Annotated in this window: 19 protein-coding genes; 6 read left to right on the top strand and 13 right to left on the bottom strand. The window is 59.9% G+C overall.

Annotation, left to right across the window (positions count from 1 at the left end):
- The first annotated feature begins 93 nt into the window (after positions 1–93).
- The 5 genes from AB4Z13_RS09475 (at position 94) to bfr (ending at position 6908) form a co-directional block, all read left to right on the top strand.
- The gene (locus tag AB4Z13_RS09475; RefSeq protein WP_442205968.1) at positions 94–1038 is read left to right on the top strand and encodes an ImuA family protein; all 945 of its coding nucleotides are present in this window, start codon (positions 94–96) and stop codon (positions 1036–1038) included.
- Positions 950–2497 carry a Y-family DNA polymerase gene (locus AB4Z13_RS09470; protein WP_439017288.1) on the top strand — a complete coding sequence of 516 codons (1548 nt, stop codon included), beginning with the start codon at positions 950–952 and terminating at the stop codon, positions 2495–2497. Before AB4Z13_RS09475 ends, AB4Z13_RS09470 begins: the two co-directional genes overlap by 89 nt.
- Positions 2494–5973, top strand: a complete 3480-nt coding sequence (locus AB4Z13_RS09465) for an error-prone DNA polymerase (RefSeq protein WP_442205967.1) — start codon at positions 2494–2496, stop codon at positions 5971–5973. The genes AB4Z13_RS09470 and AB4Z13_RS09465 overlap by 4 nt, the downstream gene beginning before the upstream one ends.
- 109 nt (positions 5974–6082) lie before the next feature.
- On the top strand, positions 6083–6457 hold the full coding sequence (locus tag AB4Z13_RS09460) for a BFD-like (2Fe-2S) protein (protein ID WP_081493316.1): 375 nt from the start codon (positions 6083–6085) through the stop codon (positions 6455–6457).
- Complete coding sequence (gene bfr, locus AB4Z13_RS09455) at positions 6423–6908, top strand: bacterioferritin (protein WP_007824799.1); 486 nt, start codon at positions 6423–6425, stop codon at positions 6906–6908. The genes AB4Z13_RS09460 and bfr overlap by 35 nt, the downstream gene beginning before the upstream one ends.
- An 86-nt stretch (positions 6909–6994) precedes the next feature.
- Here bfr and AB4Z13_RS09450 read toward each other — a convergent pair whose 3' ends face one another.
- From AB4Z13_RS09450 to rsfS, 6 genes are all read right to left on the bottom strand, one after another.
- Complete coding sequence (locus AB4Z13_RS09450) at positions 6995–7528, bottom strand: RNA pyrophosphohydrolase (protein WP_007824800.1); 534 nt, start codon at positions 7526–7528, stop codon at positions 6995–6997.
- Between the two features lie 12 nt (positions 7529–7540).
- Positions 7541–8740, bottom strand: coding sequence for a divergent polysaccharide deacetylase family protein (locus AB4Z13_RS09445; RefSeq protein WP_439016889.1), 1200 nt, complete (start codon positions 8738–8740; stop codon positions 7541–7543).
- A gap of 77 nt (positions 8741–8817) precedes the next feature.
- Positions 8818–10140 carry a S41 family peptidase gene (locus AB4Z13_RS09440; RefSeq protein ID WP_113183655.1) on the bottom strand — a complete coding sequence of 441 codons (1323 nt, stop codon included), beginning with the start codon at positions 10138–10140 and terminating at the stop codon, positions 8818–8820.
- Positions 10130–11539, bottom strand: coding sequence for a murein hydrolase activator EnvC family protein (locus tag AB4Z13_RS09435; RefSeq protein ID WP_439017287.1), 1410 nt, complete (start codon positions 11537–11539; stop codon positions 10130–10132). The genes AB4Z13_RS09440 and AB4Z13_RS09435 overlap by 11 nt, the downstream gene beginning before the upstream one ends.
- 154 nt (positions 11540–11693) lie before the next feature.
- Entirely contained in the window at positions 11694–12176 is a 483-nt protein-coding gene (gene rlmH, locus AB4Z13_RS09430; protein ID WP_439016888.1) for a 23S rRNA (pseudouridine(1915)-N(3))-methyltransferase RlmH, read from the bottom strand.
- 118 nt (positions 12177–12294) lie between these two features.
- Positions 12295–12738: a ribosome silencing factor gene (rsfS, locus tag AB4Z13_RS09425; protein ID WP_007824813.1), complete on the bottom strand. Its 444-nt coding sequence runs from the start codon at positions 12736–12738 to the stop codon at positions 12295–12297.
- A 209-nt stretch (positions 12739–12947) separates the two neighbouring features.
- Here rsfS and AB4Z13_RS09420 point away from each other — a divergent pair, with 209 nt between their 5' ends.
- Positions 12948–13325 (top strand): winged helix-turn-helix domain-containing protein, encoded by a 378-nt coding sequence (locus AB4Z13_RS09420; RefSeq protein WP_439016887.1) that lies wholly within the window; start codon positions 12948–12950, stop codon positions 13323–13325.
- Here the strand turns inward: AB4Z13_RS09420 and modC are convergent, their stop codons facing one another.
- From modC to obgE, 7 genes are all read right to left on the bottom strand, one after another.
- Positions 13326–14396 carry a molybdenum ABC transporter ATP-binding protein gene (gene modC, locus AB4Z13_RS09415; RefSeq protein WP_439016886.1) on the bottom strand — a complete coding sequence of 357 codons (1071 nt, stop codon included), beginning with the start codon at positions 14394–14396 and terminating at the stop codon, positions 13326–13328. It abuts the gene before it with no gap.
- A complete protein-coding gene (gene modB, locus AB4Z13_RS09410) occupies positions 14393–15094 on the bottom strand; it encodes a molybdate ABC transporter permease subunit (RefSeq protein ID WP_439016885.1) in 702 nt (233 codons plus the stop codon). The genes modC and modB overlap by 4 nt, the downstream gene beginning before the upstream one ends.
- Positions 15095–15169: 75 nt before the next feature.
- Positions 15170–15961 (bottom strand): molybdate ABC transporter substrate-binding protein, encoded by a 792-nt coding sequence (modA, locus tag AB4Z13_RS09405; protein WP_439016884.1) that lies wholly within the window; start codon positions 15959–15961, stop codon positions 15170–15172.
- Between the two features lie 492 nt (positions 15962–16453).
- Positions 16454–17053 (bottom strand): nicotinate-nucleotide adenylyltransferase, encoded by a 600-nt coding sequence (locus AB4Z13_RS09400; RefSeq protein WP_439017286.1) that lies wholly within the window; start codon positions 17051–17053, stop codon positions 16454–16456.
- A 37-nt stretch (positions 17054–17090) separates the two neighbouring features.
- Positions 17091–18374, bottom strand: coding sequence for a glutamate-5-semialdehyde dehydrogenase (locus AB4Z13_RS09395; RefSeq protein ID WP_439016883.1), 1284 nt, complete (start codon positions 18372–18374; stop codon positions 17091–17093).
- On the bottom strand, positions 18367–19536 hold the full coding sequence (gene proB / locus AB4Z13_RS09390; RefSeq protein WP_439016882.1) for a glutamate 5-kinase: 1170 nt from the start codon (positions 19534–19536) through the stop codon (positions 18367–18369). Before proB ends, AB4Z13_RS09395 begins: the two co-directional genes overlap by 8 nt.
- Entirely contained in the window at positions 19529–20599 is a 1071-nt protein-coding gene (obgE, locus tag AB4Z13_RS09385) for a GTPase ObgE (RefSeq protein WP_310389691.1), read from the bottom strand. Before obgE ends, proB begins: the two co-directional genes overlap by 8 nt.
- Between the last annotated feature and the right edge of the window lie 32 nt (positions 20600–20631).

Here is a 20631-nt window from a genome sequence, read left to right as displayed (position 1 = left end):
GGAATAAATTCTTATGAAATGATTGTTGACTCTTCATTAGAGCTCTGGAATCTATAAGAACATAACAGGAACAAGACGAATGGAGAGAACGCCATGGCGCAGACCGCCCTGGCGCGCGAGCGGCTTTTTGCGCTCCGCGAAACCATTGCCCGACTGGAGGGAAAACCCGCGCCGGCGCTTGCCGCGGCGGAACGGGAAGCCCTGGCGGAAGGACGCAAGCGGCGGCAGGAGTGTATGCTGCCACACCTCCCCTTCGGGGTGGAAGCACTCGATGAAGCGCTGGAAGGCGGCCTTCAGCTCGATGCGATTACCGAATTCCGCGCGGCGAGTTCCGGTGATGCAGGGACGGCGAGTGGACTGGCGATGGCTATTGCAGCGCGACTGCAGAAGCACGAGGAGGATACCGGCAGGTTGCTGCCGCTGCTCTGGATCGGTGATGCCGTCGGCACACTGGAGGCGGGTCGTCCCTATGCTCCGGGGCTGAAGGATTTCGGGCTGAAGCCGGAAAGGTTTTTCCATGCCGCGCCGCGCAAGCTGGAGGATGCGCTCTGGCTGGCGGAAGCGGCCATCGAAAGTGCTGCCTTCTCGGTTGTCGTCTTCGAAGTGCGCGGCAATCCCCTGCATTTCGGCCTGACCGAAAGCCGCCGGCTCAGTCTCAGGGCACGCGCCGTCCGCCGTCCGCTCTTTCTCGTCCGCCAGGCCGGGGAGGAGGAGGCGAGCAGCGCTGTCTTCCGTCTGCATGTCGAGCCGGCGCCGTCTGATCTGCGGTCGTTGCCGGATGGATCAAAATTTTCCGGCAGCATCGGCAATCCGATTTTCCGTCTCACGCTGGAGAAGAGCCGCAATCCGGCCCCGCTCTCCTTTCTTCTGGAGTGGAACCCCCATGAACGCGAATTTTTCCCCGTCGACGAGCCAAGCTTCGCTCGGCCTCCAAGCGAACAGTCAGCGCATTCTGGCGCTCAGCTTTCCGCATCTGCCAACGGACCGTATCGCCCGCAGGCGATGGGGCCTGTCCTGGCGTTCGAAAGGGCGTCCTGAAGCGGCACCCCTCGTCTGTTCCGGCAAGCTCAATAATGCCATGCGGCTGACAGCGCTGGATGAATTCGCCGAGAAGCTGGGGCTGAAGAAGGAACAGGGCGTTGCCGAAGCGCGCGCCATGTTTCCGGCGCTTGATGTCCTGGAGGAGGATCCAGCAGCCGATCGACGGTTACTGGAAGGGATCGCCGACTGGTGCGACCGCTATACGCCGATGGTGGCGCTCGACGGCAAGGACGGGCTGTTTCTCGATATTACCGGCTGCGCCCATCTCTTCGGCGGTGAGGAGGCGCTTCTCAAGGATATTCTGTCCCGGCTCTTCCATATGGGGCTCGATGTGCGGGGTGCGATCTCCTCATCGCCGGGCCTTTCCTCAGCCGTCTCCCGTTTCGGGCAGGGCGGCGTCGTGGAGGATGAAGAGATGGAGCGCATGCTGATGCCGCTGCCTGTCGCGGCCTTGCGGCTGGAGGGCCAGACCGTTGATGCCCTGAGGAAACTCGGCCTCAAATATGTCGGCGACGTCATTCATGCGCCGCGGTCGCCGCTGACCCGCCGCTTCGGGCCAACGCTGCTTCTGCGCCTTGATCAGGCGCTCGGCCGTGAGGAAGAACCGATCTCGCCCCGGCTTCCTGTCGCTAGCCTCTCATCCGAACGCCGTCTGGTCGAGCCGATCGGCACGGAAGAGCAGATCCTCGCGGTTACCGGACAGGTCGCCGTGTCGCTAAAACCGTCCCTGGAAGCGCGCGGTGCCGGCGGCCGGGTGTTCGAACTGGTGCTGTTTCGTGTCGACGGCAGGGTTTTCCGCATTTCCGTCGGTGCCTCCCGGCCGCTTCGTGAACCGAAGCTCATTGCCGGGCTGTTTTCCGAGCGGTTGCAGGTGATCTATGACGATATCGATGCCGGCTATGGTTTCGAGATCTTGCGCCTGAACGTGCTGCGGCATGACCCGTTCAACGAGGCGCAGGGCGATTTCGAGGGCGACCGGCAGGGGGAGATCTCGCTTTCGAGTTTTGTCGACCGTGTCGCGGCCCGGCTTGGTTCGGACTGCCTGCAAAGCTTCCAGCTTCGCGAGAGCCATGTGCCGGAGCGCGCCGTGATCACGGTGCCGGCAATGGAGAGCCTTCCGGCCCGGCGGAAAGCGGAACAGGGCAATGCGCTGCCTTTTCGTGAGGAGCGTCCGCTGCGGCTTTTTGCAACGCCGGAGCCAGTCGAGGTCGCATTTGCCGAAGTGCCTGATGGTGCGCCGCAGACTTTCCGTTGGCGTCGCCTGCAGCATCAGGTGGCGAGGAGCGAAGGCCCTGAACGGATTGCCATGGAATGGTGGATCGATGGCGATGATGCCGAAGCGCGAGACTATTTCCGGATCGAGGATGAGGCCGGACATCGCTTCTGGATCTATCGCCGGGGTCTCTACGGTGAGAACCCCGATCCTCGCTGGTTCATGCAGGGGGTCTTTGCATGAGGCCCGAACCCGCATTTTTCGAGATCGGTGCGAAGACGAATTTCTCGTTCCTGGAAGGTGCTTCGAAGCCTGAAGAGATGGTCGTGCAGGCCGCTTGGCTGAAGCTCGGCGGTCTCGGCATTGCGGACCGGAATTCGGTTGCCGGTGTAGTGCGGGCTCATGCGCAGGCAGAACAGCTCAGAGAGAGATACAGGAACAGGGATGCGATTTTAGCCGAGGCGAAGAAGAAGGGAAAAACGGAGATCATTCTCGACCCTGTCTGGGTTCAGCCGGGCGCCCGTCTCGTTTTTTCGGATGGAACGCCTGATATCCTTGCCTATCCGCAAAACCGGCGGGGCTGGGCAAATCTCTGCCGCCTTCTCAGCGCCGGCAATCTGAAGGACGAAGCTGTAAAGGGAACCTGCATCCTGACGGAAGCGGAGCTTATGGAATGGGGTGACGAGATGATGCTCGCCCTTATCCCCGATCGGGCCGCCGTGAATGATCCTGCCCGCCAGTCGGCACTTGAAGAGTATCTGGAACGGTTTCGCAAACGCTTCCGCAAGGCATTTTTTCTGGCGCTGTCGCCGACCTATGACGGCCGCGACCGGCAGGCTTTTGCAGCGCTTGCCATGCTTGCCGTCCGCAACCGGGTGCCGCTGATTGCGACCAATCAGCCACTCTATCATGACCCCGGGCGCCGGCCGCTTTCGGATATCGTGATCGCCATACGGGAGCATGTGGAGATATCGAAAGCCGGATTCCTTCTGGCGCCGAATGGAGAGCGGTATCTCAAGGATTCACGTGAAATATCCAGGGTCTTCCGAGATTACAGAGATGCGGTCGAGAATACGCAGCTGTTTTTCGGCAAGCTGACCTTTTCGTTGAACGAGCTGAAACACAATTATCCCCCTGAAAACGAGCCAGGTGAAACGCCGCAGGAAACTCTCGAAAGGCTGACCAGAGCGGGTGCGCTAGTACGTTATCCTGGTGGCGTTCCCGAGAAAGTGGCCAAGCAGATCGATTATGAGCTGAAGCTCATCGGCGACAAGAATTACGCTTCCTATTTCTTGACGGTTCACAAGATCATTCATCACGCCCGCTATGTGCTCGAAGTTCTCTGTCAGGGGCGAGGGTCGGCGGCCAATTCAGTCATCTGCTATTGCCTGGAGATCACGGAAGTCGATCCCACAAAGACCACGCTTCTCTTCGACCGGTTCATTTCGATGGATCGGGACGAACCGCCGGATATTGACGTCGATTTCGAGCATGATCGACGGGAAGAGGTCATCCAGTCCATTTATAAAAGATATGGCCGTGAGCATGCCGGTCTGACGGCGGCTGTCACCAGCTATCGCACCCGTTCGGCCGGCCGTGAGGTCGCCAAGGCCTTCGGTCTGTCGGAGGATGTTCAATCTGCGATCAGCAGTCTCGTCTGGGGTTGGTCGGAGGATAATCTCTCCGAACGGGACGCGAAGGCGGCCGGCCTCGATATCAAAGACCCGGTGACACAGAACGTGCTCAAATATGCCTCCGAGCTTCTTGGCTTTCCCCGTCACCTTACCCAGCATGTCGGTGGTTTTGTCATTACCCGGGATCGGCTTGATGAAGTGGTGCCGATTATGAAGACGGCGATGCCGGATCGTTACATGATCGAGTGGGACAAGGATGATCTCGACAATGTCCAAATCCTCAAGGTGGATGTGCTGGCGCTCGGCATGCTGACTTGCTTACGCAGGGCCTTCACGCTGCTTGAGCTACACTACGATGTGAAAAAGACACTCGCCGACCTCGGCAATAAGGAGCACGGAGAGGAAGGCGAGCCAGTTTATAAGATGATGTGGCGTGCGGATACGCTTGGCGTTTTCCAGATCGAAAGTCGGGCACAGATGAGTATGTTGCCGCGTCTCCGCCCAAAAGAATTCTATGATCTCGTCATTGAAGTAGCGATTGTTCGTCCGGGGCCGATCCAAGGTGACATGGTTCATCCCTATCTGAAACGTCGGGAGGCAAGGGATAAGAATATCCCGATTGAATATCCGAGTCCGCAGCTAAAGGATGTTCTCAAAAGAACTCTTGGGGTTCCCTTGTTTCAAGAGCAAGCGATGCAGATCGCCATCACTGCTGCCGGATTCAAGCCAGCGGAAGCCGACCGCCTCCGACGGTCAATGGCGACCTTCAAAAGAACAGGCACAATCGATAATTTTGAAGAGCGATTTGTCGAGGGCATGGTTGAGAATGACTATCCTCGCGAATTCGCGGAGCAATGTTTCAAGCAGATCAAAGGTTTCGGCGAATACGGTTTCCCAGAAAGCCATGCAGCTTCTTTTGCACTGCTCGTCTACGCCTCTTCGTGGTTGAAGGCCTATTATCCCGACGCCTTCTGCGCTGCGATGCTGAACTCACAGCCAATGGGATTCTATGCGCCGGCGCAGCTGGTGCGGGATGCGCGCGAGCACGGGGTGGAAATCTTGTCGGCCGATATCAATCGCTCGGATTGGGAATGCACCCTTGAGGAAGCGGTTTTTGACCGAGCAAGTGTCGATTTTCGCCACGGTGAGATGCGAAATATCATTAAGACTCGCCACGCTGTGCGACTTGGCCTTCTGCAGATCAAGGGTGTTTCCATTAAAGATATGGAGCAGCTCGTCGAGAATCGTGGCGAGGGTTACCATTCTGTGCGTGATCTCTGGCTGCGCTCCGGTTTGCAGAAATCCGTTATCGAACGGCTGGCGGATGCGGATGCTTTCCAATCTCTTCAGTTATCACGACGTCAGGCGCTCTGGGCGGTGCGGGCGCTGGATGTGAAAAGCGCAACCGAGGAGCTGCCGCTCTTCGAGAAGGTCCGCCATATCGATCTTCAGCCTGAGCCGGCTGCGAAGCTGCCGGATATGCTGCCGGGAGAACAGGTCATCGAGGATTACCGTTACCTGTCGCTATCCTTGAAAGGGCACCCCGTTTCCTTCCTGCGCGAGGAGTTAGGCAAGGCAGGTGTGACGCGCAATGTCGATCTGCTTCGTGTCGCGAATGGGAGACGAGTGACGATCGCGGGGCTGGTGCTGGTGCGCCAGCAGCCGGGTTCGGCGAAAGGTGTGATCTTCATGACGTTGGAGGATGAGACCGGTGTTGCCAATGCCATCGTCTGGAAGAAGGTCTTCGAAAAATACCGCGCAGTGGTCATGGGCGCCCGGCTTGTGAAGATCTACGGCAAATTACAAAGCCAGAGCGGTGTCATCCATACCGTCGTCGAACATATCGAGGATATGACGCCGCTACTCGGTATCCTTCAGCGAGAGATAAAACGCTTTGGCGTCAGCGAGCGCTCGGACGAGGTGCTGCGCCCGACACAGGATCATCGACAGCGGAAGGCGGCGGATATTCTGGCGCGGGACAACCTGCTCAGAAAGATCGGCGAGCGAAGCCCATCAGAACAAGCGAAAGATGGTGATATCGCAGAGACTGCGAGCGTGATGCCGCGCGGGCGTAATTTTCACTGATGGGCCTTTGCAGCCAGGAAATTGATGCTTCTTAAGGACTTAAGGATGCGCTCGCTGGCGTGTGATATCCTGTCGCTGAATCGTGATCGGATGAGGGTCGCGAATTTTCTTGACAGTTCCCATCTTCTTTTGCAGAAAACACGATAGTAAGTGTCATGTTTGGAATGAAGACGTGCTCGTCTGCAGTTGCAATTACATAACCGACAAGGAAATCCGGGACGTCATCAACAATCTTCTCGATGAAGATTGTTGGCAGCTTATCGTGCCGGCGAAGGTCTATCACGCCATGGCCAAACGCGGCCGTTGCTGCGGCTGTTTCCCGAACGTTGTCGATATCATCATCCAGACAACCGAAGATTATCATGCCCGTCGCCACTCGACGGAAACGGAAATATTTGATTTCATGTCCCGCTTGAAACAATTCCACGAGGAAAACAGGAGAGCGGACATTGAAAGGCGACAAAAAAGTCATCGAGCGGCTTAACGAGGCCCTCTTTTTAGAGCTCGGTGCAGTCAACCAGTATTGGGTCCACTATCGCCTTCTTGAGGACTGGGGTTACACCAAGCTCGCCAAGAAGGAACGTGCCGAATCGATCGAGGAAATGCACCATGCCGACCGTCTGGTCGCGCGCATCATCTTCCTCGAAGGCCATCCCAATCTACAGACGCTTGCGCCGCTGCGCATCGGTCAGAACGTCAAGGAAGTTCTGGAGGCCGATCTTGCCGGCGAATATGACGCCCGCACTGCCTACAAGAAATCGCGCGATATCTGTCATGACGCCGGCGACTATGTTTCCATGAAGCTTTTCGAAGAGCTGTTGGCAGACGAGGAAGGCCATATCGACTTCCTCGAAACGCAGCTCGAACTGCTCGAGAAGATCGGCGAAGCCAAATATGGTCAGCTCAACGCAGATTCGGCCAACGAAGCCGAATAATTCGCAATCGGCAATCTTATCTCAGCCGGCCGCCTGAAAGGCGGCCGGTTTCCTTTTGGAACGCATTGCTGAGCTTCGTTCGATGCTCAATCTTCCGGGATCAAGCCGGAAAGGTGGCTGAATTCCGCCACGACCCGTTCATAGACGGCGCGCTTGAAGGGAACGATCAGGCCGGGCAGGTCTTCCATCGGCTTCCATTCCCAAGCGTCGAATTCCGGCTCATGGCCGCCGGGCGGCGGGTTGATGGCGATCTCACTTTCGTCGCCCTCGAAGCGGAAGGCGAACCAGCGCTGCGTCTGGCCGCGGTACTTGCCCCTCAGCCCGATGCCGATCAGCTGTGGCGGCAGGTCGTAATTGATCCAGTCCTTGGCCTCGGCAAGCAGGGTCACGGTCCGGATGCCGGTTTCTTCGTAAAGTTCGCGATAGGCCGCCTCCAGCGGGTCTTCGCCCTTGTCGATGCCGCCCTGCGGCATCTGCCAGAGCTGGGGTGAACCGTCATACTCCGAATTACCATCAGGAATGCGCCGCCCGGCCCAGACGAGGCCCTCGCGGTTGAGGATCATCACACCGACGCAGGGGCGATAGGGCAGGTCCTCAGCTTTTACGGTCGCTTGGCTCATGGTTTTCTCCGGTCAGGGATTCTTGGGGTCGTTGACGAGTGCAGCAACGCCGACAATCTCGATGCCGCGCATGGTCGCTTCCTCGCTCCATTTGGAGATCGCGTCAATGCTCTCGTCGAAGGCCGAGGCAACACCGATTGCCTGGCCGTTGCGGCGGGCGATGCGCTCCAGTTCGTCGAGTTTCTGCAGGATGGTGTTCACATCGACCTGGCTGTCCAGTTGCAAGTCGGCGAAAGCGTAAGGAAGCTCCGTGCCTTTGGCGACCACGGCGGTCTTGGATTGCGCTGAAGTGCCATCGTCGAGAAACAGCAGCCCGCGCTTGCCGATATCCCGCATGACCGGCTCCATGGCCTTGGGATCGGAGAGGAAACGTCCGCCCAGATAGTTCATGATGCCCGTATAGTTGGTGATCTCGCCCATCGCCCGGTGCAGGCTTTCGAGGTTGTGCGCCACAGGCTTCGACGTCAGCAGCGTATCCGGTCCTGGATCATTAGCTGGGTAATCGAACGGCTCCAGCGGCACCTGCAGCAATATTTCATGGCCGCCGCGCCGCGCATCTTGCATCCAGCGCTGCAGGCTGTTGCCACTGGCGGCGAAGGCAAAGGTGATTTCCTCCGGCAATTGCTTGATGGCGCGCTGCGTGCCGGTCTGGCTGAGACCGAGGCCGCTGAGGACGATCGCGATTCGGGTGCCGCGCGTGCCGGACCACGGCCGCGCATATTGATCCATCGGACGCCGGCCATCGGGACCCGTGATGGGCAGCCGGCCGAAGGGTGTCTCTTCGAGCAGATTGTCGTTGGGGATGGCCGTCATGCGGGGATCCTGGCCCATCTGCATGGAATCGACCAGAACCGGGCCGCTGCCATCGCGCTGGCGAGGGCTGTATTTAGTGACGACAGAACCGTCGCCTGTCACCATCCGTTCTACATTGGCGCCGGATTGTGGCTCGGAGCGCGGCATGCCGTTTGCTGCCTGATTGCCAGATGCCTGCGGCTCCTGGATCGCATCGGTCGGCGGCGCGGCCGCTGTGTCCAGCGATGCCGGAGGCTTCGACTGCTCGAGGCCATCATTGCGAAATGCCGTGTAAAGGGAAAAGCCGCCAATCGCGACAAGACAGACGCTCGCGGCAATCTGTCCGATCCGCAATATGCCGGGGCGCTTTCGCGCGGCCTTGCGGTTGCGGCCTAGAGGTGCATGCAGGTCCGTTCCCAATTCGTTGCCACTCCAAAACCGGGAAACAGCAGAAAGTCTCAAGGCCGGGCGGGCTGCCCGGCCTTGAGATCGATGGATTACTTGGCGACGACGGCCTTTTCAGGGTCCGGCGGGAAGGACGGGTCAGTCTTCTTGCCGCGCAGCAGATCGAGCGCGTAGTTGAGCTGGACGTCATCCTTCGGATCCGGCGGGACGTAGGCAACCGAGCCCGAACCTTCGTCGGTCTCGCTCTGGCCCTTGATGTGGCCGCGCAGGGCAGATTCGCCCTCGGTCACCATCTTGCCTTGCAGATCGGCCGGAAGGGGCTCTTCCACCTTGATGTCAGGCGTAATGCCGGTGCCCTGGATCGAGCGGCCCGACGGTGTGTAGTAGAGCGCCGTCGTCAGGCGCAGCGCACCGTTTTCGCCAAGCGGAATGATGGTCTGGACCGAACCCTTGCCGAAGGAACGCGTGCCGAGAACCGTGGCACGGCGCAGATCCTGCAGGGCGCCGGCAACGATTTCCGACGCGGAAGCCGAGCCGCCGTTGATGAGGACGATCAGCGGCTTGCCATCCGTCAGATCGCCCGGGCCAGCATTGAAGCGGCGGGTTTCATCCGGATTGCGGCCACGGGTCGAAACCACTTCGCCGCGCTGCAGGAAGGCGTCGGAAACATTGATCGCCTGATCGAGCAGACCGCCGGGGTTGAGACGCAGGTCAAGGACGAAGCCCTTGAGCTTGTCGGCCGGAATGGTCGCCTTGATCTTCTGGATCGCCTTTTCGAGGTCCGGATAGGTCTTCTCGGTGAAGGAGATGACGCGCAGATAGCCGACATCGTCCTCGACGCGCGACTTGACCGCCTGAACGGCAACGACGTCACGTACGATCGTAAGTTCGATCGGCTTGTCGGCGCCCTTGCGGATGAGCGTCAGCTTGATCGGCGTGTTGACGGCGCCGCGCATCTTTTCGACGGCGTCTTCGAGCTTCAGGCCGCGAACAGACTGGCCATCGATTTCCGAAATATAGTCGCCGGCCAGAACGCCAGCCTTGGCAGCCGGAGTATCGTCGATCGGGGTGATGACCTTGACGAGTTCGTCTTCCATGGTGACTTCGATACCGAGGCCGCCGAACTCACCCTTGGTCTGGGTGCGCATGTCTTCGGCGTCCTTCGCATTCATGTAGCTGGAATGCGGGTCGAGCGATGAAAGCATGCCATTGATGGCGCTTTCGATCAGCTTGTCCTCGGCCGGCGGCGTTACGTATTGTGCACGCACGCGTTCGAAGACGTCACCGAATACCGAAAGCTCCTTATAGGTCGATGCTCCCGCCGCCTCTGCAGGCACGCCTGCGGAGTAAATGACGCTCATCGCGGTCGCGCCCATCAGTGCGCCGACCAGAACAAGAGAAGCCCTACGAATCATTGCGTGCCTTTCCAGTGTCTTTGGCGGTCCACCACGGTCGGGAATCGACCGGTTTACCGTCCTTTCGAAACTCAATGTAAAGCGTTGGCCGATCTGTTTCCAGCGCCAATGCGGTTGCGCTTGCCACTCTTTTCGCACCCATCACGGCCAGGGGCTCGCCGGAGAAAACGAATTTTCCCTGACGGGTGTTGATCGTATCCATGCCTGAGAGAACCAGGTGATATCCGCCGCCAGCGTCGAGGATAATCATCTGGCCATAGCTGCGGAAGGCGCCGGCGAAAACCACCAGCCCGTCAGCAGGTGCGGTCACCACCGTTTCCGCATTGGTCGCGACCGTCATTCCCATGGCCTCGTGTCCGGTGCCGTCGGCATCGCCGAACTGGCGCAGAATATCGCCTGCCACAGGCAGCTCCAGTTTCGCCTTCAATTCTCCGAAGGGATATGCGGGCGCAATGCGGTTTTTATCGGGCACTCCGCTGTCGGCCAGGGCCTTCGCCTGGGCGCGCTGCTCGTCCGTGAGGAGCTTGCGGTTCTCCTCTGCCTGCCTGGCGGCGGCGGCGGCATCGCGCACGGAGGCGATTTCCGTTTCCATCGAAGCGACGAGGCTTTCGAGCGTCGTTGCCTTGCTTGCCAGCTCCTGAGACCGCTGCTTTTCGGCTTCCAGTTCGGCGGCATTGGAGCGGCTCAGCTTGTCGTTTTCGGCAAGCAGCAGATCCATGCGCCGCTCCTCCTCCAGGCTGTTTGCCATAGTGGTGGTCAGGCCTTCCTTCTCCTTGGCGCTTGCCGTCTGCAAAGCCGCGAGATCGGCGAGATCGGCTGCCAGCTTTTCAGTCTCCTTGCGGATACCGGGAACCACGGCGCCGAGCAGAATGGCGCTGCGGACCGAGGCAAGCGCATCATCGGGTGTGACGAGAAGGGCGGGCGGCGGGTTGCGGCCCATGCGCTGTAAGGCGGCGAGAACCTCGGCCAGGAGGCCGCGGCGCTCATGCAGCGAACGGCGGATGCCATCTTCCTTGACGCCGAGCTCGGCGAGTTTCTTCTCGCTGTCGAGAATTTTGCCTTCCAGGGATTTCCGGCGGGCGGCGGAATCGATCAGTGCCTGTCGAATACTTGCCGTACTCTTTTCCAGATTGTCGATGCTGCTCTGAAGCTCGCTCGCCTTGTCCGAGGAGAGGCTGATCGTCTTCGACAGCTTGTCGAGCTCGGCCCTCGTTTCGTCGCGCTTCTTCGCAAGTTCGGCGGCAGGATCAGGCGGCGGCTGTTTGGCTGATGTGATTGGGGCGGCCGGTTCGGCTGCTGCGGGCGGTGGCGGCGCATCCTGCGCCTGCACGGAAAAGGGGTTTCCCGAAATAACAATGGCGGCCGCACCGAGCCCTGCGGCAACGGCCGGCAGAAACAGGCGGGATCGCTTGGGGGCAGCTCTCGTCATGCGTGTCGGGGTTTACTCGTTCAAATCGCCCGGAACCTAAGCTGATTTGGGGCTGTTGGCCAGAAAGTTTGAATGAGAAGAGGCCCTGAGGCAAAACACGGCTGCGTGAGTGTTTTGGTCTGCATCAGACGCGATGATAAGGGTGGCCGGACAGGATGGTCACGGCCCGATAAAGCTGTTCGGCAATGAGCGTGCGGACAATCTGATGAGGCCAGGTCATCTTGCCAAGGCAAAGGATCATGTTGGCGCGGTCGTAGAGGGAAGGGTCGAGGCCATCGGCACCGCCGATTGCGATCATCAGGTCGCGTTTGCCTTGATCGCGGTAGCCGCCGAGAAGATTGGCGAAAGCTTCGCTGTCCAACGCCTTGCCGCGTTCGTCGAGGAGAACGAGGACACTGCCTTCGGGGAGCGATTTCAGCAGCATGGCCGCTTCCTCGCGCTTGCGGGTGTCCGCATTGGAGGCGCGGCTTTCGGCTACTTCGGCGATACGAGAAAATTCCAGGCCGATCGCAGGACCGGCCTTTGCAAAACGGTCGAAATAACGGGCCGCAAGATCCTTTTCGGGGCCGGGCTTCAGCCGTCCCACCGCAAAAAGACCAATCCGCATTCATCCGCTCCTGCTATGCCGCGCTTCCGAAGCGCAATGTGGACTTACCGGCCAGCTATCGAAAGCCGGCCCGGTCAGCTACCACGTCTCAGGCGCCGGGCGAATGCCAGGCTGCCTGTCAGTGCCGCGTTTCCTCGTCCATATCCGGAGCCGCCCACATCTTTTCGATGTTGTAGAACTCACGAATTTCGGGACGGAACACATGCACAATGATGTCACCGGTATCGATCAGGATCCAGTCACCGCCTTCCTGACCTTCGACGCGGGCAGTACCGAAGCCCTCGTCCTTGAGATCAGTCAGAAGATGATCGGCGATCGCCATGACATGCCTGTTCGAACGGCCGGAGACGACAACCATGTAGTCTCCCAGCGCCGATTTTCCGGCAATGTTGATGGTGACGATATCTTCAGCTTTGGAGTCCTCGAGGCTGACGAGGACGGCTTCCAGAGCACGGGCGGCGGCATCGGCGCCACGTTCCGCACCCTTCGGGATAACGGCAAGCGTTTTTCCCTTGGCGTGTACTGTTGTCAGTGCTTTCCCTTTCCTGGAATGACAAACCATGCACAACACGGATCCAGCACAACCGGATCATGGTTAAGATAGGCATCAAACCATTAATGTTTCAAGACGCGGCGCAGCGCGCGAACGGCCGAAAGCCGCATTTGGCGTCACGAAATCGAGATTTCGACCCTCGGTCGAGATGGAGGTGCGGTGTACAGCGTCTGCGGTCGGGCGTAAAGTGCCGGTGATTTCCGCAAATACCGACCGACATGACCGAAACCGCCAAAAATCCGCTCGCACCTGTCCTGCGAATCACCTTTCCCGATGACGATCGCCTCGGCCACGGCAAGATGGAGCTGCTCGAGCATATCCGCGAGACAGGTTCGATCTCGGCCGCCGGCCGCGCCATGGACATGTCCTATCGCCGTGCCTGGATGCTGGTCGCCGAGATGAACCGCATGTTCAAGGCGCAGGTGGTGGAATCGCAGCGCGGCGGCCAGAAGGGCGGCGGCGCGGCACTGACGCCATTCGGGGAGCAATTGCTGGCGCGCTTTCGCGACATGGAAAAGACGGTGCGCACCAGCCTTGCCGATGATCTCGCCTGGCTGGAAAACAACCGTAATCTGCAGCCGGACGATCGGCGCTGATCAGGCTTCCAGCGCCACGGTCTTGATAACGGCGAAAGCCGGCATGCCCGGGCGTAATCCCAGACGCTCGCAGGACAGCGCGGTGATGCGCGAGAGCACGGCGTTGCCGGTGCAATCGAGGCGGATCTCGACGGTTCCATCCTCCGTCGGCGAAATCTGCGTGACGGTTCCTTCCAGAATGTTGAGGGCGCTCAACCCTTCCGGCTTCCGTGTTGCCAGCATCACGTCTCGGGCGGGGATGTGGATGCGCACAGGCTTGCCTATGGCGGGCGCAGCACCCGGAACATAGAGCCTGCCCGCCTTCAGCAGCACTGTCGAAATCCGATGGGCCAAATCGATACTTTCGACTGTGCCCTCCAGCACTGCACCGGCTTCCTTTCGGTCTTCCGGGAGCAGCGACGAACGGCTGAGGATTTCTGCTGCGGGGCCTGCGGCTTCCACTTTGCCGTCGCGCATGACCACGACCTGATTTGCCAGGCGCGCGACTTCGGAGATCGAATGGCTGACGTAGACGATCGGAATATCCATCTCGTCACGCAGACGCTCGAGATAGGGCAGAATCTCGGCCTTGCGGGCTTCGTCCAATGCGGCCAATGGCTCGTCCATCAGGAGCAGGCGCGGCGAAGAAAGCAGTGCGCGACCGATCGCGACACGCTGCTTTTCGCCCCCCGACAGCTTTGAAGGGCTGCGGGCGAGCAACTGGCCGATGCCGAGCAGGTCGACGACACGATCGAAATTTTCAATGCGTGCGGATCTCGGCGTGAACCAGCGGCCGTAGGCGAGATTTGTCCGGACGCTCAAATGCGGAAAAAGCCGGGCTTCCTGGAAGACGTAGCCGAAGCGGCGGCGGTGCCGGGGAATGAAGATGCCCTTTGCCGTATCCGTCAGCGCCTCGCCGTCGAGCAGGATCCGGCCTTCGGTCGGTCGGGTAAGGCCAGCAATGATGCGGATCACGGAGGTCTTGCCAGAGCCGGAACGGCCGAAGAGCGCCGTCACGCCGCGTTCGGAGGTGAAGGCGGCATCGAGCCCGAAGGCGCCGAGGCGATGTCTTGCTTCGACGATGAGTGTCATTCCGGATCGATCCTCCTGCCGGCGAGATAGGCGAGGAATTCCGAAGCGAGCAGGGCCAGCATGGAAATGGCGATGGAAATGAGGGTGAGCCGCATCGCGACGGCGTCACCACCGGGCACCTGGGTAAAGGTATAGATGGCAGTCGACAGGGTCTGCGTTTCGCCCGGGATATTGGAGACGAAGGTGATGGTGGCGCCGAACTCGCCCATCGCCTTGGCAAAGCAGAGGATCATGCCGGTAATGACGCCGGGAATGATCAGCGGCAGCGTGACGGTCAGGAAGACCAATGCCGGGCTCGCGCCGAGCGTTCCGGCCGCTTCCTCGAGCTTGCGGTCGACGGCCTCGATGGAGAGACGGATGCTGCGCACCATCAGTGGAAAGCCCATGACGCCGCAGGCGAGTGCTGCACCCGTCCAGCGGAAGGAAAGCACGATACCCAGATATTGATCCAGCAGGCTGCCGATCGGGCCGCGGCGGCCGAAAAGGATGAGGAGAATGAAGCCGGTAACAACAGGTGGCAGGATCAGCGGCAGATGGACGATGCCATTTAGGATGGACTTGCCCCAGAAGCGGCCGCGGGCAAGCAGCAGGGCGACGAGGATGCCGAGCGGCAGGCTTGCCACCATGGCGACGAAGGAAATGCGCAGGCTCAGCAGGATCGCCGTCCATTCCTCATCGCTCAAGCCGAACATATCCAAGCGTCATCTTCTCCGAAACAGTGAAGGCCCGCCGAAGCGAGCCTTCACGCTAAGCTTTGGCCCCCAATTACGCAATTATTTCAGGATGGTGAAACCCTGCGCAGTGAAGAAAGGGGCAGCCTTGTCCGACTTCAGGAAGTCGAGATAGGCAGCGGCATCCGGGTTCTTGCTCTCGGCAAGCAGGGCGATCGGATAGATGATCGGCGGGTGGGAATCGGCCGGGAAGGTGCCGACGATCGCAACGCCCTTATCGGCGGCCGCATCGGTCTGATAGACGATGCCGTATGGCGCTTCGCCGCGGGAAACGAGGGCGAGGGCGGCACGCACGCTTTCTGAATAGGCGACCTTGGTTTCCACGGACTTCCAGACGCCGAGTTTGTCGAGTGCTGTCTGGCCGTACTTGCCGGCCGGAACCGATTTTGGCTCACCCATGGTGAGCTTGCCGTCGCCGATGAGGCTTGCGAGATCGAAGCCCGCCTTGATTTCAACTGGCTTCTGCTTGCCGTTTTCAGCGACCAGAACAAGGCGGTTGCCGAGCAGGTTGGAGCGTGTGTCCACCTTGATCAGCTTTTTATCGGCGACGTAATCCATCCAGTTCAGGTCGGCAGAAATGAAGACGTCAGCCGGGGCTGCATTTTCGATCTGCTTTGCCAGCGCGCCGCTTGCCGCGTAAGAAGCAACAGCTTCCTTGCCGCTTTCCATGGCCCAGGCGGCGTTGGCCGCATCAAGCGCATCCTTAAGGCTTGCGGCGGCGAAGACGGTTACCTTTTCGGCGGCTGCGACAGGCGTCGAAAGCGCTGCTGCGCCAAACCAGATCGCCGAGATCACGGCGGTTGCCAGTTTCATCCAGTGGCGGCGGCTCTGCATAATTTATTCTCCCCAGGCTCGAAATATTTAGACGAATATAACGGCGTGTGAACTTTGGCTAGTTGTATTTCATAAAACATAACGACGGCGGAGACGTGATTTGCCCGCGCCGTCTCTTCACGCATTCGTGAGGCGCATGGCTCCCGTCAAGCCGAGAGTTCGTGAGGCAAAAATGTGGCGCTTCTGCTTGGTAAATGGCAAGGGATCTGGCGAGCCAGTTTGGATCAACCTGTTTTTGCTGATAAAACTGGCAGGGAATTCAATTCAGTTCCACGGAGGTTTGCATTTCGTGCATTGCTGCAATGCACTAGCCTATATTCACCTTCTGAACAAATGTGCTAAAACACAATCATCCGACGGCTTCTCCTCCTCCCATAGCCGTCCGATAGGATCGACAACACTCCTCCTCCCAGTTGTCGGTCAAGTTTTAAGCCCGACGCACCTCCTCCCGCGTCGGGCTTTTCATTTCTGGGAACTTTCAAACAATCCGATTTATTCCGCGGCCTTGTGCTGATCGCCGTTGCGGATGGCTGTCGAGCTCAAAGTCGAGCGTGGACCGTGAATGAAGGTCCAGGCGGGCGCCGGCTTCTTCCAGAGAACACGGGCATCATCTTCGTCGATGCGGGCAAAGGCAAAGGTCTTGGCCATTTTCGAGGAAAGGTAAGAGAGCGTCGAGCCCGGTCGGTCGATGACAGCGATCGGAAAGGTTCGCGCGATATTCTGCCATTTCTGCCAGCGATGGAAATTTTCCAGGCTGTCGGCGCCCATGATCCAGATGAAATGCACATGCGGATTGCGCGCCTTCACGCGGGCAAGCGTATTGGCCGTGTAGCTCACGCCAGATGCCTGTTCGAAGGCTGTGACCTTGATATGCGGGTCGGTGGCAATGCTTTCGCTGCGCGCTATACGCTCCGAAAGTGGTGCCAGATAATTGCGGCTTTTCAACGGATTGCCCGGTGTCACCATCCACCAGAGCTGATCCAGACCCAGGCGGCGGATGGCGATTTCGGCAACCAGGGCATGGCCCTCATGCGGCGGATTGAATGAGCCGCCGAACAGACCGACGATCATGCCGCGTTCGCTATGCGGCATGCGGAGATAGCGCCGGTCTATATGCTCTGTGGTCACGTCAGGGCCGCGTCTGTCCATGACCGCGAACGCGGTATTTGAAGGAGGTGAGCTGCTCGACGCCAACAGGGCCGCGAGCATGCATCTTGCCGGTGGCGATGCCGATCTCCGCACCCATGCCGAATTCGCCGCCATCGGCAAACTGGGTGGAGGCGTTATGCAGCAGGATGGCCGAGTCGATCTCCGTAAAGAAGCGTTCGACGACTTCGGGGTCTTCGGCAAGCACGGCTTCGGTATGGTTCGACGAATATTTCTGGATATGGTCGATCGCGCAGGAAATGCCGTCAACGACTGCAACGGAAATGACGGCATCCAGATATTCGGTCGACCAGTCTTCTTCGGTGGCAGGCTTCAGGCCCGGCACGACCTTGAGAACCGTGGCCGAACCGCGAACCTCGCAGCCGGCTTCAACTAGGACCTCGATCAGCGGCGTCAGATGCGTGCCGATGGCGGCGCCGTCGACCAGCAGGGTCTCGGCTGCGCCGCAGACGCCGGTGCGGCGCATCTTGGCGTTGACGATGATGTTCTTGGCCATTTCGAGATCGGCGGAGGCGTCGACATAGATATGGCAGAGGCCTTCGAGATGGGCGAAAACCGGTACGCGTGCCTCGCTCTGAACGCGAGCAACGAGGCTCTTGCCGCCGCGGGGCACGATAACGTCGATTGCACCATCAAGCCCGCGCAGCATGGCGCCAACAGCGGCGCGATCGGTCACGGGCACAAGCTGGATCGCATGCTCCGGCAAGCCGGCTGCCTTCAGGCCCTCGACCATGCAGGCATGGATCGCAGCCGAGGAACGGCGCGAATCCGAACCGCAGCGCAGGATCACCGCATTGCCGGCCTTCAGGCAGAGCGCACCGGCATCGGCCGTGACGTTCGGCCGGCTTTCGAAAATGACACCGATGACGCCGAGTGGCGTACGGACACGTTCGATCTTCAGGCCATTCGGGCGATCCCAGGCGGCGATGACTTCGCCGACGGGGTCGGGAAGAGCCGCAATCGCGCGAATACCCTCGGCCATTTCCGTGACGCGCTTATCGTTCAGCGTCAGGCGGTCGACGAAGGAGGCGAGCATGTCCGTGCCCTCCACATCCTTCAAATCCTTGGCATTTTCCGACAGGATCTGAGCCTTGTTCGCCATGATAGCATCGGCCATGGCGTTCAGTGCCTTGTTCTTCGCATCGGTGGAGGCAAAGCCCAATGGTCGCGCGGCGGCCTTGGCCTTGCGGCCGATGTCGTTCATCAGCACGTCAATGTCAGGGCTCTGCGCAACTGTATCAAGCATAGCTTGCGTCCTTCTTCTGCCTTTCCGATTTCGAACCGATCTGTGCCGTCATGACCATATCGTCGCGATGGACCATGGCGGCGCGGCCGGGATAACCGAGGATCGCCTCGATGTCAGCCGATTTGCGGCCGGCGATCTGGCGGGCCTCCTCCGCATCGTAGCTGACCAGCCCACGGGCGATCTCGCGACCGGAGGGGGCGATGATCGCAACCGTATCGCCGCGGGCGAAATTGCCGGAGATGCTGCGCACGCCAGCGGGCAGCAGGCTCTTGCCAGCGCCGAGCGCCGTGACTGCGCCTTCATCGAGATGCAGCATGCCGGCCGGCTGAAGCTGTCCGGCGATCCAGGTTTTCCGGGCAGTGACGGGCGTGCCCGAAGGCGCAAACCAGGAGGAGCGCGCACCGTTTTCGATTGCCGAAAGCGGGCTTTCCGTCTTGCCCGACGCGATGATCATGGCGCAGCCCGAAGTCGTCGCAATCTTGCCGGCATCGATCTTGGTGCGCATGCCGCCGCGTGAGAGTTCGGAGGCCGCACCACCGGCCATGGCTTCGATCTCGGGGGTGATTTCCGCAATGGTTTCCAGGAATTGCGCATCCGGATCGAGATGCGGCGGGGCGGTGTAGAGACCGTCTATATCGGAGAGAAGGATCAGGAGGTCGGCGCCGGTCATGGTGGCGACGCGGGCAGCGAGGCGATCATTGTCGCCATAACGGATTTCGCTGGTCGCGACCGTGTCGTTCTCGTTGATGATGGGCACGGCGCCGATCTTCAGAAGCTGGTTGATGGTGGCGCGGGCGTTGAGGTAACGGCGCCGCTCTTCGGTATCGCCCAAGGTCAGCAGGATCTGGCCGGCGACGATCTCATCATGTGAGAGGCTTTCGGACCAAGCCCGGGCCAACGCGATCTGGCCGACGGCCGCTGCCGCCTGACTTTCCTCCAGCTTCAGGGCGCCGGAGGGAAGATCGAGCACCGAACGGCCAAGAGCGATGGCGCCGGAGGAGACCACGAGCACATCGACGCCTTTGGATTTCAGCGCAGCGATATCGGCGCACATGGCATCGAGCCATGATTTCTTCAGGCCGGTCTTGCGATCGACCAAGAGCGCCGAGCCGATCTTGATGACGACGCGGCGATAGCGATCCAGCGGCTTTCGGCTACTCATCGCTCTCGTCCTCGTCGGTGAGGATCATGTCGCGATGGCGCAGTTTTGGCGTCTTGGCCGGCTTCTCTACGGTATTGGCTTCGACGATGATGTCGCGCAGCGCGCGCAGCACTTCCGTCATTCCCTTGCCGGTGACGGCGGAAATCAGGAAGGGTGTTTTGCCGCAGGCCTTGGCGAGTTCCTTGGCCTTCTTCTTCAGGGTCGCATCGTCGAGTACGTCGATCTGCGAGAGTGCAACGATTTCCGGCTTGTCGACCAGGTCGTTGCCATAGGCTTCGAGCTCGTGCTTCACCGTCTTATAGGCTTTGCCGACCTTTTCCTCCTGGGCAGAGACGAGATGCAGCAGCACGCGCGTGCGCTCGACATGGCCGAGGAAGCGGTCGCCGATGCCCACGCCCTCATGCGCGCCTTCGATAAGACCGGGAATATCGGCAAGGATGAATTCCCGCTCGTCGATGGTGGCAACACCGAGGTTAGGGTGCAGCGTCGTGAAGGGGTAATTGGCGATCTTCGGCCGGGCGCGTGTCACGGAAGCGAGGAAGGTGGACTTGCCGGCATTCGGCAGGCCGACGAGGCCGGCATCGGCAATCAGCTTCAGATGCAGCCAGATGGTCTTTTCTTCGCCCTCCAGGCCGGGATTGGCCCAGTCCGGCGCCTGATTGACCGAAGACTTGAAGTGGGCGTTGCCGAAGCCGCCATTGCCACCTTTTGCGAGGCAGAAGCGCTGGCCTTCCTCGGTCAGGTCGCAGATGAGGCTTTCCTGATCCTCTTCGAATATCTGTGTGCCGACGGGAACCTTGAGCGTCACGTCGTCGCCATTGGCGCCGGTGCGATTCTTGCCCATGCCGTGCATGCCGACCTTGGCCTTGAAGTGCTGCTGGTAGCGAAAATCGATCAGTGTGTTGAGGCCATTGACGGCCTCTACCCAGACGTCGCCGCCGCGCCCGCCGTCGCCGCCATCCGGCCCGCCGAACTCGATGAACTTCTCACGACGGAAGGAAACGCTGCCTGCGCCGCCATCACCCGACCGGATATAGACCTTTGCTTCATCGAGAAATTTCATTTTACTTCCAGTACTCGGTGCGTTTGGGCGAC

This window comes from Rhizobium sp. YAF28, from assembly GCF_052113285.1.
Classification (GTDB): Bacteria; Pseudomonadota; Alphaproteobacteria; order Rhizobiales; family Rhizobiaceae; genus Rhizobium.
The sequence above is the reverse complement of the archived record's forward strand: the minus strand, read 5'-3'. Positions and strand labels throughout refer to the sequence as shown.

What these genes read in the sequence shown, in the direction of transcription:
- AB4Z13_RS09475 (WP_442205968.1), top strand. Translation starts at nt 94, where the DNA reads ATGGCGCAGACCGCCCTGGCGCGCGAGCGGCTTTTTGCGCTCCGCGAA.
- AB4Z13_RS09465 (WP_442205967.1), top strand. Translation starts at nt 2,494, where the DNA reads ATGAGGCCCGAACCCGCATTTTTCGAGATCGGTGCGAAGACGAATTTC.
- AB4Z13_RS09450 (WP_007824800.1), bottom strand. Translation starts at nt 7,528, where the DNA reads ATGAGCCAAGCGACCGTAAAAGCTGAGGACCTGCCCTATCGCCCCTGC.
- AB4Z13_RS09440 (WP_113183655.1), bottom strand. Translation starts at nt 10,140, where the DNA reads ATGATTCGTAGGGCTTCTCTTGTTCTGGTCGGCGCACTGATGGGCGCG.
- rlmH (WP_439016888.1), bottom strand. Translation starts at nt 12,176, where the DNA reads ATGCGGATTGGTCTTTTTGCGGTGGGACGGCTGAAGCCCGGCCCCGAA.
- rsfS (WP_007824813.1), bottom strand. Translation starts at nt 12,738, where the DNA reads ATGGTTTGTCATTCCAGGAAAGGGAAAGCACTGACAACAGTACACGCC.
- AB4Z13_RS09420 (WP_439016887.1), top strand. Translation starts at nt 12,948, where the DNA reads ATGACCGAAACCGCCAAAAATCCGCTCGCACCTGTCCTGCGAATCACC.
- modC (WP_439016886.1), bottom strand. Translation starts at nt 14,396, where the DNA reads ATGACACTCATCGTCGAAGCAAGACATCGCCTCGGCGCCTTCGGGCTC.
- modA (WP_439016884.1), bottom strand. Translation starts at nt 15,961, where the DNA reads ATGCAGAGCCGCCGCCACTGGATGAAACTGGCAACCGCCGTGATCTCG.
- AB4Z13_RS09400 (WP_439017286.1), bottom strand. Translation starts at nt 17,053, where the DNA reads ATGCCGCATAGCGAACGCGGCATGATCGTCGGTCTGTTCGGCGGCTCA.
- AB4Z13_RS09395 (WP_439016883.1), bottom strand. Translation starts at nt 18,374, where the DNA reads ATGCTTGATACAGTTGCGCAGAGCCCTGACATTGACGTGCTGATGAAC.
- proB (WP_439016882.1), bottom strand. Translation starts at nt 19,536, where the DNA reads ATGAGTAGCCGAAAGCCGCTGGATCGCTATCGCCGCGTCGTCATCAAG.
- obgE (WP_310389691.1), bottom strand. Translation starts at nt 20,599, where the DNA reads ATGAAATTTCTCGATGAAGCAAAGGTCTATATCCGGTCGGGTGATGGC.